At 61.4% G+C, this 20,697-nt stretch carries 15 protein-coding genes; 9 read left to right on the plus strand and 6 right to left on the minus strand.

Going from position 1 to position 20,697, the window contains the following annotated elements; all coding sequences use genetic code 11:
* Window position 1: 1 nt before the first annotated feature.
* The 4 genes from BM116_RS12555 (at window position 2) to BM116_RS12570 (ending at window position 3,922) form a co-directional block, all read left to right on the plus strand.
* Window positions 2-1,363 (plus strand): YcjX family protein, encoded by a 1,362-nt coding sequence (locus BM116_RS12555; RefSeq protein WP_169847288.1) that lies wholly within the window; start codon window positions 2-4, stop codon window positions 1,361-1,363.
* Window positions 1,360-2,382, plus strand: a complete 1,023-nt coding sequence (locus BM116_RS12560; RefSeq protein ID WP_090475189.1) for a TIGR01620 family protein — start codon at window positions 1,360-1,362, stop codon at window positions 2,380-2,382. Before BM116_RS12555 ends, BM116_RS12560 begins: the two co-directional genes overlap by 4 nt.
* The gene (locus tag BM116_RS12565; RefSeq protein ID WP_083729208.1) at window positions 2,369-3,064 is read left to right on the plus strand and encodes a hypothetical protein; all 696 of its coding nucleotides are present in this window, start codon (window positions 2,369-2,371) and stop codon (window positions 3,062-3,064) included. Before BM116_RS12560 ends, BM116_RS12565 begins: the two co-directional genes overlap by 14 nt.
* A 63-nt stretch (window positions 3,065-3,127) precedes the next feature.
* A complete protein-coding gene (locus BM116_RS12570; RefSeq protein WP_083729206.1) occupies window positions 3,128-3,922 on the plus strand; it encodes an acyl-CoA thioesterase in 795 nt (264 codons plus the stop codon).
* Window positions 3,923-4,256: 334 nt separating this feature from the next.
* Here the strand turns inward: BM116_RS12570 and cmoB are convergent, their stop codons facing one another.
* The gene (cmoB, locus tag BM116_RS12575; RefSeq protein WP_083729204.1) at window positions 4,257-5,222 is read right to left on the minus strand and encodes a tRNA 5-methoxyuridine(34)/uridine 5-oxyacetic acid(34) synthase CmoB; all 966 of its coding nucleotides are present in this window, start codon (window positions 5,220-5,222) and stop codon (window positions 4,257-4,259) included.
* Complete coding sequence (cmoA, locus tag BM116_RS12580) at window positions 5,219-5,959, minus strand: carboxy-S-adenosyl-L-methionine synthase CmoA (RefSeq protein WP_083729202.1); 741 nt, start codon at window positions 5,957-5,959, stop codon at window positions 5,219-5,221. The genes cmoB and cmoA overlap by 4 nt, the downstream gene beginning before the upstream one ends.
* A 323-nt stretch (window positions 5,960-6,282) precedes the next feature.
* On the opposite strand from cmoA, the gene BM116_RS12585 reads away from it, so the two are divergent.
* Window positions 6,283-8,274 (plus strand): type IV pilus assembly protein FimV, encoded by a 1,992-nt coding sequence (locus BM116_RS12585; protein ID WP_083729200.1) that lies wholly within the window; start codon window positions 6,283-6,285, stop codon window positions 8,272-8,274.
* 45 nt (window positions 8,275-8,319) lie between these two features.
* On the opposite strand, the gene lon is transcribed toward BM116_RS12585, so the two are convergent.
* Entirely contained in the window at window positions 8,320-10,722 is a 2,403-nt protein-coding gene (gene lon / locus BM116_RS12590; protein ID WP_083729198.1) for an endopeptidase La, read from the minus strand.
* Window positions 10,723-10,841: 119 nt separating this feature from the next.
* Between lon and BM116_RS12595 the strand changes: the two genes are divergently transcribed.
* The 3 genes from BM116_RS12595 (at window position 10,842) to putP (ending at window position 16,618) form a co-directional block, all read left to right on the plus strand.
* Complete coding sequence (locus BM116_RS12595; protein WP_083729196.1) at window positions 10,842-11,606, plus strand: AraC family transcriptional regulator; 765 nt, start codon at window positions 10,842-10,844, stop codon at window positions 11,604-11,606.
* Window positions 11,607-11,828: 222 nt separating this feature from the next.
* Window positions 11,829-14,984, plus strand: a complete 3,156-nt coding sequence (gene putA, locus BM116_RS12600; protein ID WP_090475192.1) for a bifunctional proline dehydrogenase/L-glutamate gamma-semialdehyde dehydrogenase PutA — start codon at window positions 11,829-11,831, stop codon at window positions 14,982-14,984.
* A gap of 158 nt (window positions 14,985-15,142) precedes the next feature.
* Complete coding sequence (gene putP, locus BM116_RS12605; protein WP_083727475.1) at window positions 15,143-16,618, plus strand: sodium/proline symporter PutP; 1,476 nt, start codon at window positions 15,143-15,145, stop codon at window positions 16,616-16,618.
* A gap of 336 nt (window positions 16,619-16,954) precedes the next feature.
* Here putP and BM116_RS12615 read toward each other — a convergent pair whose 3' ends face one another.
* Window positions 16,955-18,973, minus strand: coding sequence for a S9 family peptidase (locus BM116_RS12615; RefSeq protein WP_083727471.1), 2,019 nt, complete (start codon window positions 18,971-18,973; stop codon window positions 16,955-16,957).
* Between the two features lie 53 nt (window positions 18,974-19,026).
* On the opposite strand from BM116_RS12615, the gene BM116_RS12620 reads away from it, so the two are divergent.
* A complete protein-coding gene (locus BM116_RS12620; RefSeq protein ID WP_083727469.1) occupies window positions 19,027-19,413 on the plus strand; it encodes a hypothetical protein in 387 nt (128 codons plus the stop codon).
* A 10-nt stretch (window positions 19,414-19,423) separates the two neighbouring features.
* Here the strand turns inward: BM116_RS12620 and BM116_RS12625 are convergent, their stop codons facing one another.
* Complete coding sequence (locus BM116_RS12625; protein WP_083727466.1) at window positions 19,424-20,005, minus strand: TetR/AcrR family transcriptional regulator; 582 nt, start codon at window positions 20,003-20,005, stop codon at window positions 19,424-19,426.
* A gap of 239 nt (window positions 20,006-20,244) precedes the next feature.
* The gene (locus tag BM116_RS12630; RefSeq protein ID WP_083727464.1) at window positions 20,245-20,451 is read right to left on the minus strand and encodes a cold-shock protein; all 207 of its coding nucleotides are present in this window, start codon (window positions 20,449-20,451) and stop codon (window positions 20,245-20,247) included.
* Window positions 20,452-20,697 lie beyond the last annotated feature (246 nt).

Genomic DNA, 20,697 nt, shown 5'->3' on the forward strand with positions numbered 1-20,697 from the left:
CGTGCCAAATAATTCTGCGAACTGGTTCAAGCAAGTGGCACAACGTGCCGAGGGACTGGGACAGCAGCGTTTGAGAGTCGGAGTAACCGGCCTGAGTGGGGCCGGCAAGACTACCTTTATCACCAGCTTGATTAACCAGTTGGAGAACCACAACAAAGGCCTGCTGTCCCGGCGTGCGCCCTTTGACCGGCTCGAATCGGTACGCTGGCAGCGCGATAATGTGGAGCGTGCCTTCCCCTATCTGGAGTCGTTGGGCGCCTTGTCGGCGCAGCCCGCGCGCTGGCCTGACTCCACCAGCGACCTCTCACGGGTGGTGATAGATCTGCGCTTTCGCCCGCAAGGCTTGCTGCGCAAGCTGCAATCCACCCGCCAGCTGCGGCTGGAGATTATCGATTACCCCGGTGAGTGGCTGCTTGATCTGCCGTTGCTGCAGCTCGACTACGGACAATGGTGCGAGCAGATGCGGCAATGGCTCGAAGCCGAGCCGCGCCGCTCCCTCGCGGGACCGTTGAGAGACACGTTGCTGGGCCTTGACCCCGCTGCCCCGGTGGACGCGGTTCAGCTGGTTGATTTGACTGAGCAGTGGCGGCAGTTCCTGCTGCGCTGCCGTAGTGAGGCCGGTTTGTCGCGTAATCAGCCAGCGCGTTTTCTCCAGCCCGGCAGTGATGTTGCGCCACAAATGCTGCAATTTGTCCCGCTGCTGCTTGCCAATCGACATAGCGCGGGCGAGCAGGGTAGTTGGTGGGCGGAGTGCCAGGCGCGCTTCAATTACTATCGTGATTTTGTTGTGCGGGGCTTTTTTGAACAGCATTTCCGGCATCTGGATCAGCAGGTATTGCTGGTGGATATGCTCGGCCCGATGGACGCCGGCGAGGCCGCGTTGAACGACCTGCGCGATGCGATGGAGGCAGTGCTTGCCAGCTTTGACTATGGCCGCAGTGGCCTGCTGGCACGGCTGCTGCGCTTTCGTCCGCGGATTGGTCGCCTGGCCTTTTGCGCCACCAAGGTCGATAAGGTTAACCCGGCCCAGCAGCGCGCCGTGCAGCAGTGCCTTGAGGACCTGATGGTCGACCGGTTGGCTGATGTGCGTCATGGCGGGGTTGAGGTGCGCGGACTCCCCCTGTCGGCCATTCGTGCCACCCGTCAGGAGGGAGATGCGCTGGTCGCCGGTTTGCAGGGCGAGGAGGGGTGGGTGCGGTATCGTCCGGGCGATATTCCGGCGCATCTGCCGCAATCACTGCAGGTCAGCAGTCCAGATCTGCTGCCACTGCGCCCGCCGCCAGGCCTGCACCGTAGCGAGCCGTTTCCGCATTACCGCATGGATGATCTGATTGCCTGGCTGATTGAAGGAGCCGAGCCGTGAGCAGTGACCAGAAAACCCGGATTCTCGACACCTGGCAGACCACAGCCGATGATCCAACCCGGCGCACCGAGCTGCTTGGCAGCGCTGAGGCGCTGCCTGGCGAGCAGGCTCAAGAGATGCCCGAGCTGCCATCGACCCTCAACGCGCCGCCGCCGAGCCGCTGGCCACGACGGCTGTGGGGGCTGGGGCTGGGTGTCGCCTTGGGCGGTGCTGGCCTGCAGTGGGGCGAATGGACTTGGCAGGCCTGGCAGTGGCAACCCCTGTGGGGCGCGCTGGTGGGCAGTGTGGGGACGGCGCTGGCGGGCACCGGGCTGCTCGCCTGGCGAGACCTGCGACGCCAGCGCCACCGCCTGAGTGAGCTCGAGCAGTTGCGTAGTGAAATGCACCAGGCGCTGCGTGAGCCGGGGCAACGTGTAGCGGTGGATTGGCTGGATCGCTTGCAGGGCGTGTACGCAGACAGCCCGCTGGCTGGTCTGTTGCAACGCGCCTGTGCTGATCTTGATGGCTCCCACGATGCGCGTGAAATCACTCAGCGGCTTAACCTGCAGTTTTATCAGCCGATCGATCAGCGTGCCCGGCAGATCATCCGCCAGGAGTCGGTCAGCACCGGTGTGCTGGTCGCCTCCAGTCCCTGGGTGGCGGTCGACTTGTTGCTGGTGGTGTGGCGCAATATCCGCCTGATGCAGCGCGTCGCGGTGTGCTACGGACTGCCGATTGGCCGCCTCAGCCGCTGGCGCCTGGCACGTCATGTGTTGCGTAATATCGCCCTGGCCGGTGGCACTGAGGTGGCTGTGAGCGCACTCAGCGATTCGCTGCTGTCCGGGTTGCTGGAGAAGTTGGCGGCGCGTGTAGGGCAGGGCGTAGGGGTTGGCCTGTACAGCTCGCGACTGGGCCACTTCACGCTGGACCTCTGCCGCGCCGTGCCGGTGGCCGAGGCGCAGATGCTGGTTGAAGATTACAAGGGCATTATCCGCATGATGAAAGAACGATTGGGGCAACTGAACGATGGGCGCCTATAAGTCGCGTCGTCGCTGGCTTGCCGAGCGCTGGGTGGCCGGCAAGCAGGCCGAGTTGGGTGCACGCTGGGACGCGCTGCGTGAGCAACTGCTGCCGGCTAGCTGGCCACGTCGCATGCAGCGCGTGGCCGAGCTGAGTGAGGGCGAAACTGTCAGCTGGCAGCCTCGGGCCGGCTCCAGCAGTGCCGAGCTGTTGGTCTGGGTAGAGCAGTTGCCGGGCTTTCAGCGCCGTTGGCTGGCCGCCTTGCTGGATGCGCCCAGCGCTGGCCCTGTGACCCTTATCGAGTCCATCGAGCGGGCGCAGCTGGACTGGCGCAGCCAGGTTAACCCGCTGACCACTCACCGCGAGTACGCAGCTCAATTGGCTATTCTTGCCGCCCAGATGGATCTGCAACCGGCTGCCCAGGCAGCGTACCTGGAAAACGAGAAGCAGATATTTACTCGTCTGGACGAGCTGCTGTTTGCGTCGCTACCCATGCGCCTGCGGGCCCAGTTGGCGGGGCAGCATGCCACCGGGCAGGGCTTCTATCTGGTCTGGTGGTACGAGCGGTTGATGGCCCGTGCCGGTGAGCCTGGTTTTGAGCTGCTGGATATCGGCGCGGCAGACTGGCCGGACATGCCGCCAGCGTGGCTGGCCTTGGGCTGGCTGTGTGGTTTGCGTTTGCAGCACCAGGGCCGCAGCTGACTGGTAAGTAGGCAGGGGCTCGCCTATGATGGTCGGCTTTGTTCGACTAGCCGGAACCAGACCATGAATTTTGCTGCTCTTCTCGCCGCTTTTGATCAGTCCTCGGATTGCACTGTCACCGTACCGCCCGAGTGGGCCCAGGGCCGTGCCGGCTACGGCGGCCTGGTTGCCGCACTAGTACTGCGTGGCATGCGAGCCAGCCTTGCCGAGCCGCGACCGGTGCGCTCGCTGGCGATAACCTTTGTTGGTCCGGTTCAGCCCGGTATTCCCGTACAGGTTCAGGCAGAAGTGCTGCGCGAAGGCCGTGCGGTGACGCAGGTGCTGGGCCGTGCGGTACAAAATGGCGAGACCATGTGTATCGTGCAGGGCAGCTTTGGCGCGGGCCGCCCCTCAAGTGTCGATGTGCCGGCTGAGCCTGCGCCTGCCGCGCCTGCGCCAGAGACCTGCCAGCGCACGCCCTTTGTTGAGGGTGTGATGCCCAACTTTCTGCGTTATTTCGATACCCGCTGGACCTTTGGTGACTACCCCTGCACCAATAGCCGCAAGCGCGAGATGGGCGGCTGGATGCGTTTTGACGAGCCGCTTGCGCAGTTCGATGAGGTGCATCTGGTCGGTCTGGTCGACGTATGGCCACCCGCGGTACTGCCGCACCTGAAAGAGCGTGCTCCGGCCAGCTCACTGACCTGGACTATCGAGTTTGTGCAGCCCCAGCCACCGGTCGGTGCAGACGGCTGGTTGCTCTACAAGGCCATCATTGAGCATGCGCGTGACGGTTATGGGCACTGCTCGGCGATGATCTGGAATCCAGCTGGTGAGCTGGTGGCGATCAGTCGGCAGACGGTTACGGTGTTTGGGTAAATTACTGCCGTGCTCGGGTGCTTGTGTCGAGCGGCGTGCAAAGGATTTGGCTTGCTGCTGTAGTGGAGCCCGCCTTTCGCCTTTTACGACGAGCCAAGGGGAGCTGCTTGCCCAGCCATCCCCCGGGCACCCGACTACGCGGCCCTTCGGGTTCGCTGCGTTGCTCGGCCTGACGGGGGTGGCCGGCGAGGTAGTCATAAAACTCGTCGCTTCGCTCCTCAGATATCCTATGACTCTTTTTCCCGTCAGTCCTGCGCTACTCGCCCGCGTAAACGGGACAACCCCTGTGCACGTTTCACCATGCGTGTTTTGGACAGGCGTTATTCGAGCTCTTTTACTTACGCGCCACCAGTGTCGCGCGCAACGGCGCCGGGTAGCCTTCAATGGTCTTGCTGCTGTCGGCCGGGTCAAGGAAGGACGGCAATGACTGAAAGCGCATCCAGTCGGTGCTGCGCTGCTCGTCCACACTGGTGCGATTCAGATCGACGCAGCGGACGTCGCTGTAGCCCGCGCGGCGCAGCATGCGCTCAAGCATGGGCACCGATGGCAGGAACCATACGTTGCGCATTTGCGCATACCGGTCTTCGGGCAGCAGGCATTGCTGCTCGTCCCCCTCGATAACCAGCGTCTCCATCACCAATTCACCGTCGGGGCGCAGGCAGGCTTTGAGCTGCAGCAGATGGTCAAGTGGCGAGCGGCGATGGTAGAGCACGCCCATGGAAAACACGGTGTCAAAGGCGGCTGTCGGCTCGGGCAGTTCCTCCAGCGTGAACGGCAACTGCCAGACCGGCGCGTGCGGCAGGTAGCGCTTGACCGCCTCAAACTGGTTGAGAAACAGCAGGTTGGGGTCTACCCCGATGACCAGCTCCGCGCCGGCCTGCCACATGCGCCACATGTAGTAGCCGTTGCCACAGCCAATATCCAGTACCCGCTTGCCGCTGAGGTCGATATGCGGCGCCACGCGTTGCCACTTCCAGTCGGAACGCCACTCCGTATCGACATGCACGCCAAACAGATCGAAGGGCCCCTTGCGCCAGGGGTGCAGCCCCTGAAGCGCGTCATGTAATTGCGTCTGCGTGGTCTGATCCAGCGGCGTGTTGCTCCGCAGGCAGACGCCCTCGGAAAAATCGCACTCCACGCCAGCAACCGGTGGCAGCGTGTTCAGGCTGCTCTGCCAGCGCTCCAGATCGCCATGTTGCAGGCCTTCCAGGCGCTGTTGCAGGCCCGCAGCCAAGGCGCTCTGCCAATGTGCCAGAGGGGAGTGGGAGAGGGTTTTGAGCAGGGGGCTGTAATCAATCACGCGTGAGCAATCATCGAGCAAAAATTGAGACACTGGAACCAGAGATGGCTGTGGCTGAAGCCCGCGTCGAGCAGGCGCTGCTGGTGCACTTCGAGCGGGTCCGGGCGCATGACGTTTTCAATTGCCGTGCGTTTCTGGGCGATCTCCAGTTCGCTGTAGCCATTGGCACGCTTGAAGCCATAGTGCAGTGCTTCAAGGCTGTTCTGGGTCTGGCTGTCGGTAAAGGTCAGCTTTTCTGACAGGATCAGGGCGCCGCCGGGCAGCAGGGCCTGGCGGATCTGGCGAAGCAGTGCCAGGCGTTGTTCCGGCGGCACAAACTGCAGGGTAAAGTTCAGTACCACCAGCGAGCAGGGTTGCAGTGTCAGCTCGGTAATATCGGCACAGATCACCTCGGCGGCAATCGGCTCCTCAAGCATGGCATCTTGCGCACTGAGGTACTCGCGGCAGCGCTCGACCATGGCCTCGGCGTTGTCGACGGCCAGAATCCGGTTACCCTGCTGGGGCAAATGACGGCGCATGGACTGGGTTGCCGCGCCGAGCGAGCAGCCCAGATCGTAGATCAGTGTATCGGGCTGGGCATATTGCCTGGCAATGACGCCAATGCTTTCGATAATGGTCGGATAGCCGGGTACCGAGCGCTTGATCATGTCCGGGAAAACCCGCGCAACGGCGTGGTCAAAGGTGAAATCATTGACCTTGCTGAAGGGGTTGGCGAACAGGTTGTCGACCTCGGACATGCCGGCTTTCCACGTGGCTGAATGGGTAGCGCATTCTAGCAGGCTTGACAGGGTGGCGGGTGGGTTGCTTGACTTGTTGAGGAAGTGTGCGCTGTGTCACATGGCCAAGTTATTGGCTTTGCAGCTCCAAAGTGATCATTTTCACTGTTTTTTTGACTATAAATGACCCTGTGGCATTCGATTCGCGTAACGCTGGTGGCATAATGCCGACTTATGCGGCGCCCGTGTCGGACTACATGGGTAAAACCGCTGATACTAATAGCAATGGACGCACCGGGTAGCGGGGCACTAAGCCGTTACCGACAGGCAAACGAGGAAAGGGTATGGCTGCCAAACGCCAGATAGTTATTGGGGCCGCTTCGCTAGCGGTACTCTATGCCGGAGTTGCAAATGCGCTGGGGCTAGGGGAGATCCAGCTCAAGTCAGCTCTGAACCAACCCCTGGATGCGGTGATCGCGTTGCAGGGCGCCGAGGGCCTCGGGCCGTCGGACGTCGTGATCAAGCTGGCAGATTCCTCTGCCTTTGATGCGGCGGGCATTGAACGGCCCTACTTCCTCACCGGGTTGCAGTTCACCCCGGTGGTGGAGAACCGCCAACTGACGGTGCGCGTAAAATCATCGCAGCCGGTGCGCGAGCCCTACCTTAACTTTCTCGTCGAGCTGCGTCGTCCCAGTGGCACCTTGTTGCGCGAGTACACGGTATTGCTGGACCCGCCGCTTTACTCCGAGACCGCCCCGGTGGCTGTGAACCCGGTGGTCAGTGCGCCGCCACCGCGCTCGCGCATCGCCGACCGCCCCGCCGAATCGGCGCCGCGTCCTGAAGCGGCCTCGTTGCCTGAATTCAAGCCCCAGCCAGGAGCCGAGCGCTACACGACTGTTTCCGGCGATACGCTTTGGACCATTGCCGAGCGCACGCGTCCTACTCCGGTCGCCTCCATCAATGACACCATGGCTGCTATCCATTCGCTTAACCGTGGTGCCTTCGTCAATGGTGATATCGACCGTTTGAAGCTGGGCCAGACGTTGGTCCTGCCGACCGCCGAGCAACTGGGTGGCAGCGGCGATGCCCAAGCCGCTTCCAGCGTGGCGGAGGTGGCTGACGACGATGCCGGTACCGAACAGCGCGCGGCGCTGCCCAGCAGCCAGGCGAGCAGTAGCGCTCAGGTTGATGGTGCATCCCAGGACGAAGCGCCTGAGACACCGGCGGTGGCGCAGACCGGCGAAGCCCGTCTGCGCATCGAAGAAGACGAAGTGACAGAGGCAGAAGCCGAGTCAGCCCAGCTGCAAAGCCGGCTGACCGATCTGGAGGGCCGCTTCAATGCTCTGCTGAGCGAGCTGGATACCCGCGACCGTCAGATTGCTGCACTGCAGGCCGAGCTGGAAGTTCTGCGCGCTGCCCGTGAAGCCGAACAGGAGCAGGCAGCTATGGCCGGCGCCGGTGGTTCTCTGGGTAGTGGTGGCGGCGGTTCTGATGCATCCCCGTACGGCAGTGATGACCCGGCCGCCGGTGCCATTGCCGCCGAAATGCCTGCAGCCGCTGAGGAGTCCAAGTCCTCCGGTGGCATGCTTTGGTGGTCTTTGCTGGTCGGCTTGCTGGCCTTTTTGATCGGTTTGGTTGTTTCCCGCCTGCGCGGTAAGCCGCAGCCGGCAGCACCTGCGCCGGCCAGCAGCGCTCCGCTGTCGGGTTCGGATAATCGCGTTGTCGCCGCTGGTGGCGCTGCTGCTGTTGCCGCGACCGGTGCGTCTACCAGCGCCGCATTCGAAGACAGTGCAGAAGGTGTTGATTTGTACATCACCTATGGCCGCTTTGCCGAAGCGCGTTCGCTGCTGGACAAATCGATTGCCGAAGATCCTGACAACCTGGACCTGCGTTACAAGCAGGCCCGCGTGACCGGCGAGCTGGGTGACGCAGAGGGCTTTGCCGAGCAGTCTGCTGCTATCGCGCGTCTGGACGGTGACATGCAGCGTGTCGATCAGCTGAAGGCCCGCTTCCCGCAGCTGGAGAAGCCGAATGCAGCGCCGCTGGACACCGTTGAGGATGTGCTGGCTGGCGATGAAGATTTTGGATCGGCTGAGTTGGATGACGATCTGGATACCAGCGATACGCCGATGAACCTCAATGACTTCACCTTGGACCCTGACTGGGATCTGATTGAAGGTCTGACTCCCACTCCGGCCCGCAAGAACAGCAAGACCGAGTCTGCTCCGGTAGATGATGAGCCGTTCGAGAGCAGCCTGCACGAGTTCCCCGAGATTGAGGAATTGGACGAACACGATTCGTTCAACCACCTTGAGCGCGAGGACTCCAAGCGCTGAGCTGGCGGTAATGAAAAGGGCGACCCTCGGGTCGCCCTTTTTCGTTCAGGCAAACAGCACCTTGGCAACATCACGGAAGTGCCTGGCGAAGTGTACGGTCATGCCCTCGCGCAGGTAGTCCGGCAGTTCCTCATAGTCACCCCGGTTTGCCTCCGGCAATATCAGCTCGTGAATGCCCTGGCGGCGCGCGGCGATAACCTTTTCGCGAATGCCGCCAACGGGCAGTACATGGCCGGTCAGCGTGATCTCGCCGGTCATCGCCAGTCCACTGCGGGGCGCCTGCTGGCGGGCTAGCGAGAGTAGGGCGCTGGCGATCGTTACGCCGGCGGAGGGGCCGTCCTTTGGCGTTGCTCCTTCCGGGACGTGCAAGTGAACAAAGGCCTCGTCAAAGAAACTGCGCTCTGCCTTGTACGTGGCGAGGTTGGCGCACAGATAGCTGTAGGCGATTTCGGCCGACTCTTTCATCACCTCGCCCAGTTGGCCGGTCAGTTTGAAGCCCCGGTTGAGGGTGTGTATGCGGGTTGCCTCAACGGGCAGGGTGGCGCCGCCCATGGACGTCCAGGCCAGGCCGGTGATGATGCCGATGCCTTTGAGCTGCTTCTCGGTACGAAACGCCGGTGTGCCAAGCAGGTCTTTGAGGTCGGCTGGCTTGATGCTGATGCGTTTGTCAGGCTGTTCCAGCAATTGCACAACGGATTTGCGCACCAGCTTGCCTAGCTGCTTCTCCAGGTTGCGTACCCCGGCCTCGCGAGCATAGCCCTCAATCACCTGGTGCAGCGCCTTGTCGGTTATGCGCAGTTGGCTTTTCTTCAAACCGGCGCGCTCCAGCTGACGTGGCCAGAGGTGATGCTTGGCGATGGCGAGTTTCTCTTCGGCGATATAGCCAGATAGACGAATGACATCCATACGATCGAGCAGCGGGCCCGGGATGCTGTCCAGCGTATTGGCGGTGCAGACGAACACGACCTTGGACAGATCCAGTCGCAGGTCCAGGTAGTGATCGAGGAATTGGCTGTTCTGCTCCGGGTCCAGGGTCTCCAGCAAGGCAGAGGCCGGGTCGCCCTGATGGCTGCTGCCCAGTTTGTCGATCTCATCGAGCATGATGACCGGGTTCATTACGCCAACGTCTTTCAGCGCCTGCACGAACTTGCCTGGCATGGCGCCAATGTAGGTGCGGCGATGGCCCTTGATCTCCGCTTCATCGCGCATGCCGCCAACGCTGAAGCGATAGAACGGACGGTCCAGGCTTTCGGCAATAGAGCGGCCGATGCTGGTCTTGCCGACACCCGGCGGGCCCACCAGCAGGATGATTGAGCCCGCCACCGAGCCACGGAATGCGCCCACGGCGAGGAACTCGAGAATCCGCTCTTTTACGTCTTTCAAACCATCGTGATCGCGGTCGAGCACCTTGCGCGCGTGGGCAAGGTCGATCCGATCCGGTGGTGTGATGCCCCAGGGCAGCGCCGTGGCCCAGTCCAGGTAGTTGCGGGTGACGGCGTATTCGGGCGAGCCGGTCTCCAGTACCGACAGTTTGTTCAGCTCCTCGTCGATGCGTTTCTGTACATCGTCGGGCAGTGTTTTGTCCTCAAGGCGTTCGCGGAATTGCTCGATATCGGCGGTGCGGTCATCCTTGGACAGCCCCAGCTCCTTCTGGATGATTTTAAGCTGCTCTTTGAGGAAGAACTGGCGCTGGTGATCGCTGATGCTGCGATTGACCTCGGCGGTTATCTCACCCTGCAGACGCGCTACTTCAATTTCCTTTTTCAGCAGGCCCAGCACTTTTTCCATGCGGCGCAGGATGCTGACCGTGTCCAGCACGTCCTGCAGCGCCTCGCCCTTGGCAGAGGTGAGGGCGGCGGCAAAGTCGGACAGGGGCGATGGGTCGTTGGGGCTGAAGCGGTTGAGGTAGTTTTTCAGCTCTTCGCTGTACAGCGGGTTGAGCGGCAGCAGTTCCTTGATCGCATTGATCAAGGCCATGGCATAGGCGCGCACCTCATCGCGCTCATCGGCCGGCGCTTCGGGGTACTGGACCTCTACCCGGTACGGCGGCGTCTTGCTCAGCCAGCGGGTGATGCGTACCCGGGTCAGGCCCTGGGCGATGAACTGGATCTTGCCGTTTTCGCGCACGGCATGGTGAATGCGCACCGCGCAGCCGGTGTCCGGCAGCTGTTGCGGGTCAATCTCACCGTCGGCGTCCAGCGGGCTGTCGACATAGAACAGCGATAGCGCCTTGTGCTCGGTACCTGCCACCTGCTCAATGGTTTCATGCCAGGGCTGTTCGTTGACGACAACTGGCATGACCTGGGCAGGAAAGAAGGGGCGGTTGTTGATGGGCAACAGGTGCAGCGTCTTGGGCAACTGCTGGTTGGGTAGCGCTAGGCCAGTGCCGTTGCTCTGGTTGGCGCCGTCCGCGTTGTGTTCGATGTAGTCTGAATCCTGATCGCTCATGTGTTGGCCTTTTCAGTGGTTCATGCTGCAGAGATGGCGGCGGCCGATGGCGATTTCAATAGCGGTTTTTTTCGGGCACTTGTGGCAGCATGGGCGCCTGCATTGATGGATGGCCCAGCATGCGCACACGCATTCTCGATCTGCCGGTTCAAACCGCGACCCATGCCCACCCCGAGCACCAACTGGTGATCGGGCTGCGTGGCTGCGCGGATTTTGAAGTGCAGGGGCAGGGCGGGGCGGTCAACCGCCTGCACGCGTGTGTGGTGCCCAGCGGCGAGGCCCACGCCTTTTCCGGGCGTGGGCACAACAACATGCTGATCATGGATTTACCGGTGGCGGCTGCGGGCGCGCTGGCCAGTGATGGCGCACACCGATTGTTCGAGCGGCCGCGCTTTGTGCAGCTGGATCATCAATTACAGGGGCTGCTGGACTTTGCCCAGTACGCGCTGGCCGCGCCGCAAGCGGCTGACGATGGTCTTGAATGGCATCTGGGCGGCGTGGTGCTTGCTTCCTTGCAGCGGCGTCTGGGCCTGGATGGCGATGTTCAGCGTGCGCGCGGCGCGCTGAGCGCGCAAGAGCTGCAACGGCTTGAGGCCTATGTGCTGGCCAATCTGGATAGACCGCTCAGTGTTGCAGCGCTCGCCGCGCAGGTGTGTGTCAGCAGTAGCCATTTTCATGCGCTGTATCGACAGGCCACCGGCATGACGCCGCATCAGCACGTACTGGCGTTGCGTGTGCGTGAGGCGGCGCAGTTGCTGCGTGAAACCCGCCTGCCGGTTGCCGAGATCGCCAGCCGCTGCGGCTTCTCCAGTCAAAGCGCGTTGACGCACGCGCTGCGACGTCAGCTTGGTGAAACGCCTCGGGCGGTCCGTCTGAGCGCTTGAGTTCCGAGCTTTTCGCAAAAAAATCAGAGTTTTCTGCAAGATTCCCGTCGGTTCTGCTTCTACAGTCGATGATCGTGCCTGCCGATCTGGCAGTGGCGAATTTACATCACAACAAAGCGGATGGTTCGTCGCCTGCGCCCTGATGGTCTAGGGTGGTAGTAAGGCGAACTCATAACCCGCCGGCTCACTGCCGAGCCCGGGTCGATCCAGGAGCATGCCAGAATGTTTAAAGCCAGCGAGGCGTTGCAGGGTGACTTCCTGCGCAGCCAGCCCAGTGAATTCCTGCACACCGTCAGTGCCAATTACGCCGTCGACGAAGACAGCTATCTGCGTGAGCTGATAGAGCTGGCACAAGCGCAGGACCTTGCAGCGCTGTCGCGCAAGGCCAACCAGTTGATCATCGACGTACGCAAGCGTGACAACGCCGTCGACAGTATCGACGCCCTGCTGCAGCAGTACAGTCTGGACACCCAGGAGGGCATCATGCTGATGTGTCTGGCCGAGGCGCTGCTGCGCGTGCCCGACGCTGATACCGCTGACGCGCTTATCCGCGACAAGCTCAATGCCGCTCAATGGGATCGCCACGTGGGCCAGAGCGAGCACACCCTGGTCAACGCTGCCGCCTGGGGGCTGGTCATGACTGGCAAGGTGGTCAATCTGGACAAGCGCCACGACGGCACGCCCGGCACCGTGCTCGGCCGTCTGGTCAAGCGCAGCGGCGAGCCGGTTATTCGCGGCGCGATGATGCAGGCCATGAAGATCATGGGCCGGCAGTTTGTCCTTGGTCGCACCATCACCGAGGCACTGAAGAACGGCAAGCCGCAGCGTGACCAGGGTTATACTTATTCCTTTGACATGCTTGGCGAGGCGGCACTGACCCGCGCTGATGCAGCCAAGTACTTTGCCGACTACAGCAAGGCCATCGCCGCGCTGGTCGATGACAAATACAAGGGCGCCAGCCCCAAGCCCACCATCTCTATCAAGCTCTCCGCACTGCATCCGCACTACGAAGTTGCCCGTGAAGAACAGGTGATCGAAGAGCTGGGCGAAAGCGTGCTGGAGCTGGTGCGTCAGGCGCGCAAGGGTGATGTTGGTATCACCATCGACGCTGAAGAGGCGGACCGTCTGGAGCTGTCGCTCAAGCTGTTCGAAAAGGTCTATCGCCACCCCGATGTGCAAGGCTGGGGCAACTTCGGTCTGGTCGTTCAGGCCTACTCCAAACGCGCCTTGCCGGTGCTGTGCTGGCTGACCCTAGTGGCGCGCTCGCAGGGTGATCGCATTCCGGTGCGCCTGGTCAAAGGCGCCTACTGGGACTCGGAAATCAAATGGTCGCAGCAGGCGGGTCTGGCCAATTACCCGGTGTTTACCCGTAAGGAAGCCACCGATGTTTCCTACCTGGCTTGTGCTCGTTACCTGCTTAGCCCGCTCACTGATGGTCATATCTATCCGCAGTTTGCGACCCACAACGCGCATACCGTGACCTGTATTCTGTCCATGGCCGGCGAGCGTGAGTTCGAGTTCCAGCGTCTGCACGGCATGGGCGATGCGCTGTATGACACTGTCATCGAGCAGGCGGGTTGCCCGGTGCGCATCTACGCGCCGGTCGGCGCTCACAAGGATCTGCTGCCCTATCTGGTGCGACGCCTGCTTGAGAACGGCGCCAACTCCTCTTTTGTGCACAAGCTGGTCGATCCGCGCGTGCCGGTCGAGACGCTGACGGCTCACCCGGTGGCAACCCTGCAGCGCCATACTGTGCTGGCCAACCCGCGTATCCCGCTGCCGCCGGCCCTCTACGGAGAAGGGCGGCGCAATTCGCGCGGCATCAACATGAACGTACTCTGCGAGTGGCTGCCGCTGAAAGAGCAGCTGGACAGCTGGTGGAACAGCCGCTGGAGCGGTGCTCCACTGGTTAACGGCAAGCGCCTGAGCGGTGAGGTTCGACCTGTGCTGTGTCCATACCAGCTGTCGCATCAGGTAGGTGAGGTGGTCTGGGCTACCGCCGATCAGACCCGCGAGGCGATCGATGGCTTGAGCAGCGCCTTTGTGCGCTGGAATGCCACCCCGGTGGATCAGCGCGCTGCGATTCTGGAACGGACCGCAGACAAGCTTGAAGAGCACATGCCAGAGCTGATGGCGCTGTGCACCCTGGAGGCCGGCAAGCTGCTGCAGGACGGTATTGATGAAGTGCGCGAGGCGGTGGATTTCTGCCGCTATTACGCCGCTCAGGCCCGTCAGCGTTTTGCCACCATCACCTTGCCCGGCCCGACCGGCGAGAGTAACGAGATCTATCTGCAAGGCCGCGGTGTGTTTGCCTGCATCAGCCCCTGGAACTTCCCGCTGGCGATCTTCCTGGGGCAGGTCAGTGCTGCGCTGGTCTGTGGTAACACCGTGGTTGCCAAGCCCGCAGAGCAAACCAGTTTGGTGGCGGTACGCTGCGTCGAGCTGATGCACGAAGCCGGCCTGCCGGGTGATGTGCTGGCCCTGCTGCCGGGTGATGGCAAGCAGGTGGGCAGTGTGGTTACCGCCGACTCGCGTATCACCGGCGTTGCCTTTACCGGCTCAACCCAAACCGCGCACATCATCAACCGCGCCCTTGCTGCCCGCGACAGTGCCATCGCGCCGATGATTGCCGAGACGGGCGGCCAGAACGCGATGATCGTTGACTCCACTGCGTTGCCTGAACAGGTGGTCAAGGATGTTGTGCACTCTGCCTTCCAGAGTGCCGGCCAACGCTGCTCGGCGCTGCGGGTTCTGTTTGTGCAGGAAGATATCGCCGAGCGCGTGATCGAGCTGCTCAAGGGCGCGATGGCTGAGCTGCATGTAGGTGATCCGGCGCGTCGTGACACCGACGTGGGCCCGGTCATCGACGCTGAAGCGCGAGAAGGGCTGCTGGCCCACGTGCGTGAGCTCAAGCAGGCCGGGCGACTGATCGCCGAGACACCGGTTCCGCCGGGCCTGGATGGGCATTTTATCGCGCCGGTGGCTTTCCGCCTGGATAGCATCAATGAATTGACCAAGGAGCACTTTGGGCCGATTCTGCACGTGGTCACCTGGCGCAATCGTGACCTGGACAAGGTTATCGATGACATCAATGCGACCGGCTTTGGCTTGACGCTCGGGGTGCACAGCCGCAACGAGGATACGGCAGAACACATTGATGCGCGGGTGCGCATCGGCAACGTGTACATCAACCGTAACCAGATTGGCGCTGTGGTCGGTGTGCAACCGTTTGGCGGGCAGGGCTTGTCGGGCACCGGCCCCAAGGCCGGTGGGCCGCACTATCTGCTGCGCTTTGTTACCGAGCGCACGCGTACAATCAACACCACCGCAGTGGGTGGTAATGCCAGTCTGTTGTCCCTCGGCGATGGGGAGCCTTGAGGCGCCGGGTGACAGGAGTGCAGCAACAGGGATGAATCAGCAGCAGGGATAGTTCAGCAACCGAGGGTGCAAGGCGCGATCAGGGTTGCCACAATAGGTGGCAGCCCGCCGCAAATCGGCGGCATCAGACTTCGCATCTCTGAGAGAGAGAACAAAAAATGGAAGGTAATACTGCAGTCGTTACGGCGACGTTCGTTGTCTACATCGGGGTAATGCTTGCGCTTGGCTATATCGCCTACAAGCGCACCACCAACCTGTCCGACTATATCCTGGGTGGTCGCTCGCTGGGCCCGGGTACCGCTGCGCTGTCGGCGGGGGCCTCCGACATGAGTGGCTGGCTGCTGCTCGGTCTGCCGGGTTACGCGTTGTCCGCAGGCTACGAAGCTTCGTGGATTGCCATGGGCCTGCTGGCCGGCACCTGGGCCAACTGGCTGATCGTGGCTCGCCGCCTGCGGGTTTACTCGCATCTGGCCAGTGATTCGCTGACGCTGCCGGCGTACTTTGAAAACCGCTTTGAAGACAACAGTCGACTGCTGCGGGTGATTTCGGCGATTTTCATTCTGCTGTTCTTCTTGTTCTACACCAGCTCGGGGCTGGTAGCTGCCGGCAAGCTGTTTGAAAGCACCTTCGGCTTTGGTTACAGCATTGCCGTGATTGTCGGGACGGTGGCGATCATCTCCTATACCTTCTTTGGCGGCTTTCTGGCGGTATCCTGGACCGACGTTATTCAGGGCCTGCTGATGGCGGCAGCGCTGATTGTCGTACCGGTCATGGCGCTCAATATCATGGGCGGCTGGGACGCGGTACATGGGGCGATGGAGGCCCGCAACCCGGAGCTGCTGAACCTGTGGACCAATGTTGAGGGTGAGCCGCTGGGCTTTATTGCGATCATCTCCCTGCTGGCCTGGGGCCTTGGCTACTTCGGTCAGCCGCACATTCTGGCGCGCTTCAAGGCGGTAGAAAGTGACGCAGCCCTGCCGACAGCGCGCCGTATTGCCGTGCTGTGGTCTGGCGTGTGCCTGCTGGCTGCCCTGGTCATCGGTTGGGTGGGTATCGGCTACTTTGGCGAAGAGGGTCTGGCTGACTCCGAGACCGTGTTCCTCTCGCTGGTTCAGGCGCTGATGCATCCTCTGGTCGCGGGCATTCTGCTGGCGGCGGTACTGGCGGCAATCATGTCGACTGCCGACTCCCAGTTGCTGGTGTCGTCCTCTGCACTGGCCGAGGACTTCTACAAGGCGCTGTTCCGTCGCGACGCCACGCAGCAGGAACTGGTCTGGGTTGGTCGTGTTGCGGTAGTGGGTATCGCTGCGATCGCGCTGTTGCTGGCGTTTAACCCCGACAGCACCGTGCTGGGTCTGGTGTCCTACGCCTGGGCCGGCTTTGGCGCTGCCTTCGGTCCTGCGGTGATCCTGTCGCTGTTCTGGCGCCGGATGAACCGCTTTGGCGCGCTGGCCGGTATCGTTGTCGGCGGTGTAACTGTGGTGCTGTGGAAGCAGTTCGACAGCAGCGGTCTGTACGAAATCGTGCCGGGCTTTATTCTGGCGACTATCGCGATTGTGGTGGTGACCTTGGCGACGCCTGCGCCTTCCGCCCATGTAGAGGCGCAGTTTGACGATATGAAGTCGCGCTTCTAACGTCTGACTGAACTAAAAAGCCCGCCCGGTGCAATGTGCCGAGCGGGCTTTTTTGTGGCTGTTTTCTACGTTGAGCTGTTGCTGAGTCAGCTTTTCGCCTTCACGGCGAGCCAAGGGGAGCTGCTTGCCCAGCTCCCCTTAGGGTTCGCTGTGTTGCTCGATTTATCGGGGAGACCTCGCCGGCCACTCAAAAACTCGTCGCTAGGCTCCTCAGACATCCTATGACTCTTTTTCCCGATCAATCTGCGCTATTCGCTCGCGTAAAGGGGAGCTGCATGTGCACACTTGACCATCCGAGCATTCGGCAAGCTGTCGTGACGCGTTTGGGCTTGCTGCTTATCCGATGACCCTCAGCAAAAACGCATACTCCTCCGCCACCTCCCGCATGGCCTGATAGCGTCCGCTTGCGCCGCCATGGCCGGCAGTCATTTGGGTGCGTAGCAGCAGTGGCTCGTCGTTGCTGCGTGTGGCGCGCAGGCGGGCGACCCATTTGGCCGCTTCCCAGTACTGCACGCGCACATCGTGATAACCCGCGGTGACCAGCAGGGCAGGGTAGGCCTGTGCCCTGACGTTTTCATATGGCGCGTAACCCTTGATGCGTGCGGCGACCTCGGGCTCTGCAGGGTTTCCCCATTCTTCATATTCGCCAATGGTCAGCGGCAGCTCCGGGTTGTTCATGGTGTTCCACACGTCGACGAAGGGCACGTCTGCCACGGCGGCGCGGAACAGCTCGGGGCGCTGGTTGATCACATTGCCGATCAGCAAGCCACCAGCGCTACCGCCAGCGATGGCCAGCTGGCTGCTGTCGGTCTTGCCAAGTGAAATGAGTTGCTCGGCGCAGCGGATAAAGTCGCTGAAGGTGTTCGCCTTGTGCTCCAGTTTGCCTTGCTGGTACCAGTTCTCGCCCATGTCGGCGCCGCCACGGACGTGGGCGATTGCAAAGCGCCAGCCGCGCTGCAGCAGGGACAGGCGGGCATGGGAAAACCAGGGGTCCATGCTGGCGCCATAGGCACCATAGCCGTACAGATACAGCGGGCTACTGCCCTGGGTATTGACCGGTTCTATCAGGCTGATGGGGATACGCGCACCGTCGTCGGCCACGGCCCACAGGCGCTGGACCTGATAATCGTCAGGTGAGAACTGACCTTCCACCGGCGTGGTGCGCAGGACGCGTTGGCTACCGTCTGCCAGCGTGAGGGCGAGTATCTCGGCCGGCCGATTCAGCGATTCATAGCGCAGGCGTACCTGAGGGCTGTTGTACTGTTCCCCGCCTTGCACATGCAGGCTGTAGACCGCGTCAGGCATCTCGACCAGATAGCCTGGGCTGTTGTTGGGTTGCACTTCCAGCTGAACCAGGCCGGCGTTGCGGTACTGCAGGATCAGCGCGCTGCGCTGCAGTTCTACGCCTTCGAGCGTGCGGCTGTCGTCAACGGCGCGTAGCACCTGCCAGTTATCCTCTCCGGGCATTGCCGGATCGCAGACAAACAACCCGAAGTTCTCGCCCAGGCTGTTGCTGCGAATCACAAAGCCCTGTTCGCCGTGGTCGGCATCGTACTCATGGCCGCTGCGACGGGGCGCCAGATACTGCAGAGGTGTCGCTGGTTCATCCGCTGGCAGGTACTGCAGCTCGCTGGTGTTCTTGCTGCTGCTGGCCACGCAGATATAGCGGTCCGAGCTGCTGCGGTACACATCCAGATAGAACAGCGGGTCGTTTTCTTCAAATACCCTTACCGGGTCGGCATCCTGACGCAGGCGCCAGAGTGTGGCTGGGCGGGCGCTGGCATCCAGGCTGATGGCAAACAGCGTGCGGTTGTCATTGGCCCAGCACAGGGTGCCGGCAGCCTGCTCCAGAGGCAGGCTGTATTGCTGCTCGTCTATCAGGCTGCGTACAAACAGCTGATACACCTCGTTGCCCTGGGTATCGAGGCTGTAGGCCAGCCAGTTCTGGTCCGGGCTGACGCTGAAATCGCCCACCTCAAGAAATGGGTGCTGCTCGGCCAGCTGGTTTGGGTCCAGCAGTAACTGCTCGCTGGCTGTATCGATCTCAAGGCTAAGCTCGGACTGGCGCTGGCAGCGGTAGTAGCGCGGATACTCTGCGCCTGCCTCGGTGCGCTGATAGTAGAGCCAATTGTCGCGTACGCTGGGCAGGCCGAGATCGGTCTCGCGGATGCGTCTGCGAATTTCCTGGAACAGCTGCTCGCGCAGCGAGTGTGCGGGAGCGAGCCATTGCTCCGTGTAGTGGTTTTCGGCTTCCAGGTAGGCGATGACATCAGCGTTGTCGCGCTCCTGCAGCCATTGATAAGGGTCGGTGCCGGCAACGCGGCGAGCTTGCGGGGCTTTCAGGTCAGGACGCATGTTGTAAAAACCGTTATGATGGCGCGGTCATTTTTTGGGTTAGGTGCCGGCCAATGTTCAATGAAGCAGAGTATCAGTCAGTCTGGTGGGTCTATCTGGCCGCTGCCGGTGGTTGCTGGCTGGTCTGGTGGAAGATTACCGCGCTGGCGCGCTGGTGGTTTGTACGTGAGCCGCTGTGCCTGATCATGGCTGTGCTGCTGTTCACGCCGATGCCGGTAGAGCAGGGCGGTGGCTGGTATGCGCCAGCGTTTCTCATCTACCTGCTCGATACAATTTTGTCGACCGGCGACAATGGCCCTCGTGCACTGGCCGAGATCAGTATCACGCTGTCGATCGCGGCAGTCTGCTGGTTGGTTTACGCCGCCATTCGCGTTGTGGTCATGCGCTGGTGGCGGCGCACACACCCGGCCGACGAGCAGCAGGCGCCGGCCGAGTCCTAGTCGGCAGCGGTTACTCGCCGTTGCGTTGCTCGTGCATCATGCGCGCAAGGCGCATGACCTGCTCCTGAAACTCGGTACGCTGGGCATCGGTCATTGGGCACATGCCTAGTTGCTCAAACAGGCGATAGCCGCGCACTGAGAAGAACAGGATCGCCGCCTGAGCCAGGCCCAGCGGTGACTTCTCAAGAATATCGAACAGGCCTTCGACGTTGTCGGCACTGGTTTGCAGCAAAGCCGGGTTGCTGGCGGCGGCGGCAAAGATGGCCGAGTCCAGATTCTTTTCTTCGCTTGATTCGCTCATGTTGCTCAGTAGCAATGCCTTGAGCTCGCGCATCGGCTCATCGGGCAGCACGCTCTCATAAGCGCCCCAGCGCACACGGAAGCGCTCAAGGCGGTATTCAATCATGGCGGTCAGCAGGGCATCCCGGTCAGGGAACATCTGCTGCAGGGTGGATTCTTCAATCTTGCTGCGTTCACTCAGGCTGGCAAAGGTGAGTTGCGATGCGCCGAGCTCGCTGACGATGGCTTCCGCTGCGCGGAAAATAATGACTTTGAGTGCATCCGGGTTCTGACTGCTGACCGTGGTATCCACTGGTGGCCCCCTGTGAAAGACTGTCCTGCTCGCCGCCGACGGTCAGGTCATCGGGCGAGGGTGGTAGAGGTGATCTAACTGCGGCATCCAGGGGCTGCCCAGGGCGGGAGCGGGAGGTTGGATGGCCTATGCAATAGCGCATAGGGTAGCCCGTTGGGGCGAAGGAGGCGAGTGCTTTTTGGCTGATGTGCAGGCAATAAAAAACCCGGCCTGAGCCGGGTTTTCTTCAGAGCATCGGATTAGCCGATGATCTGAATGTTTGCAGCCTGCTTGCCCTTCGGACCAGTGGTCACGTCGAAAGACACTTTCTGGTTCTCAGCCAGGGACTTGAAGCCCTGAACTTTGATCTCGGAGAAGTGGGCGAACAGATCGTCTCCACCGCCGTCCGGAGTGATGAAACCAAAACCTTTAGTGTCGTTGAACCACTTGACTGTACCAGTTGCCATTTCAGCTAATTCCTATCAGATTGAAATACTTGAGCTTTCACTCAATTAAGCGTGGGAATCAAAGATTACGAGATGACAAACTTACGTACTGAGAAGTGCGTTTGCAGCCTACAACTCTATCTCTTGAAAACCTACGCGCTCACTCTGCGCCTTTCAGTACAACAAGTCAAGGGATCTTGACAGCCGTCCTTGGACGCGAATAAACAGCATTGAGTATACGTCAGATTCAGAAAATCACACCCTTGT

Source organism: Halopseudomonas pachastrellae, from assembly GCF_900114765.1.
Lineage (GTDB): Bacteria > Pseudomonadota > Gammaproteobacteria > Pseudomonadales > Pseudomonadaceae > Halopseudomonas > Halopseudomonas pachastrellae.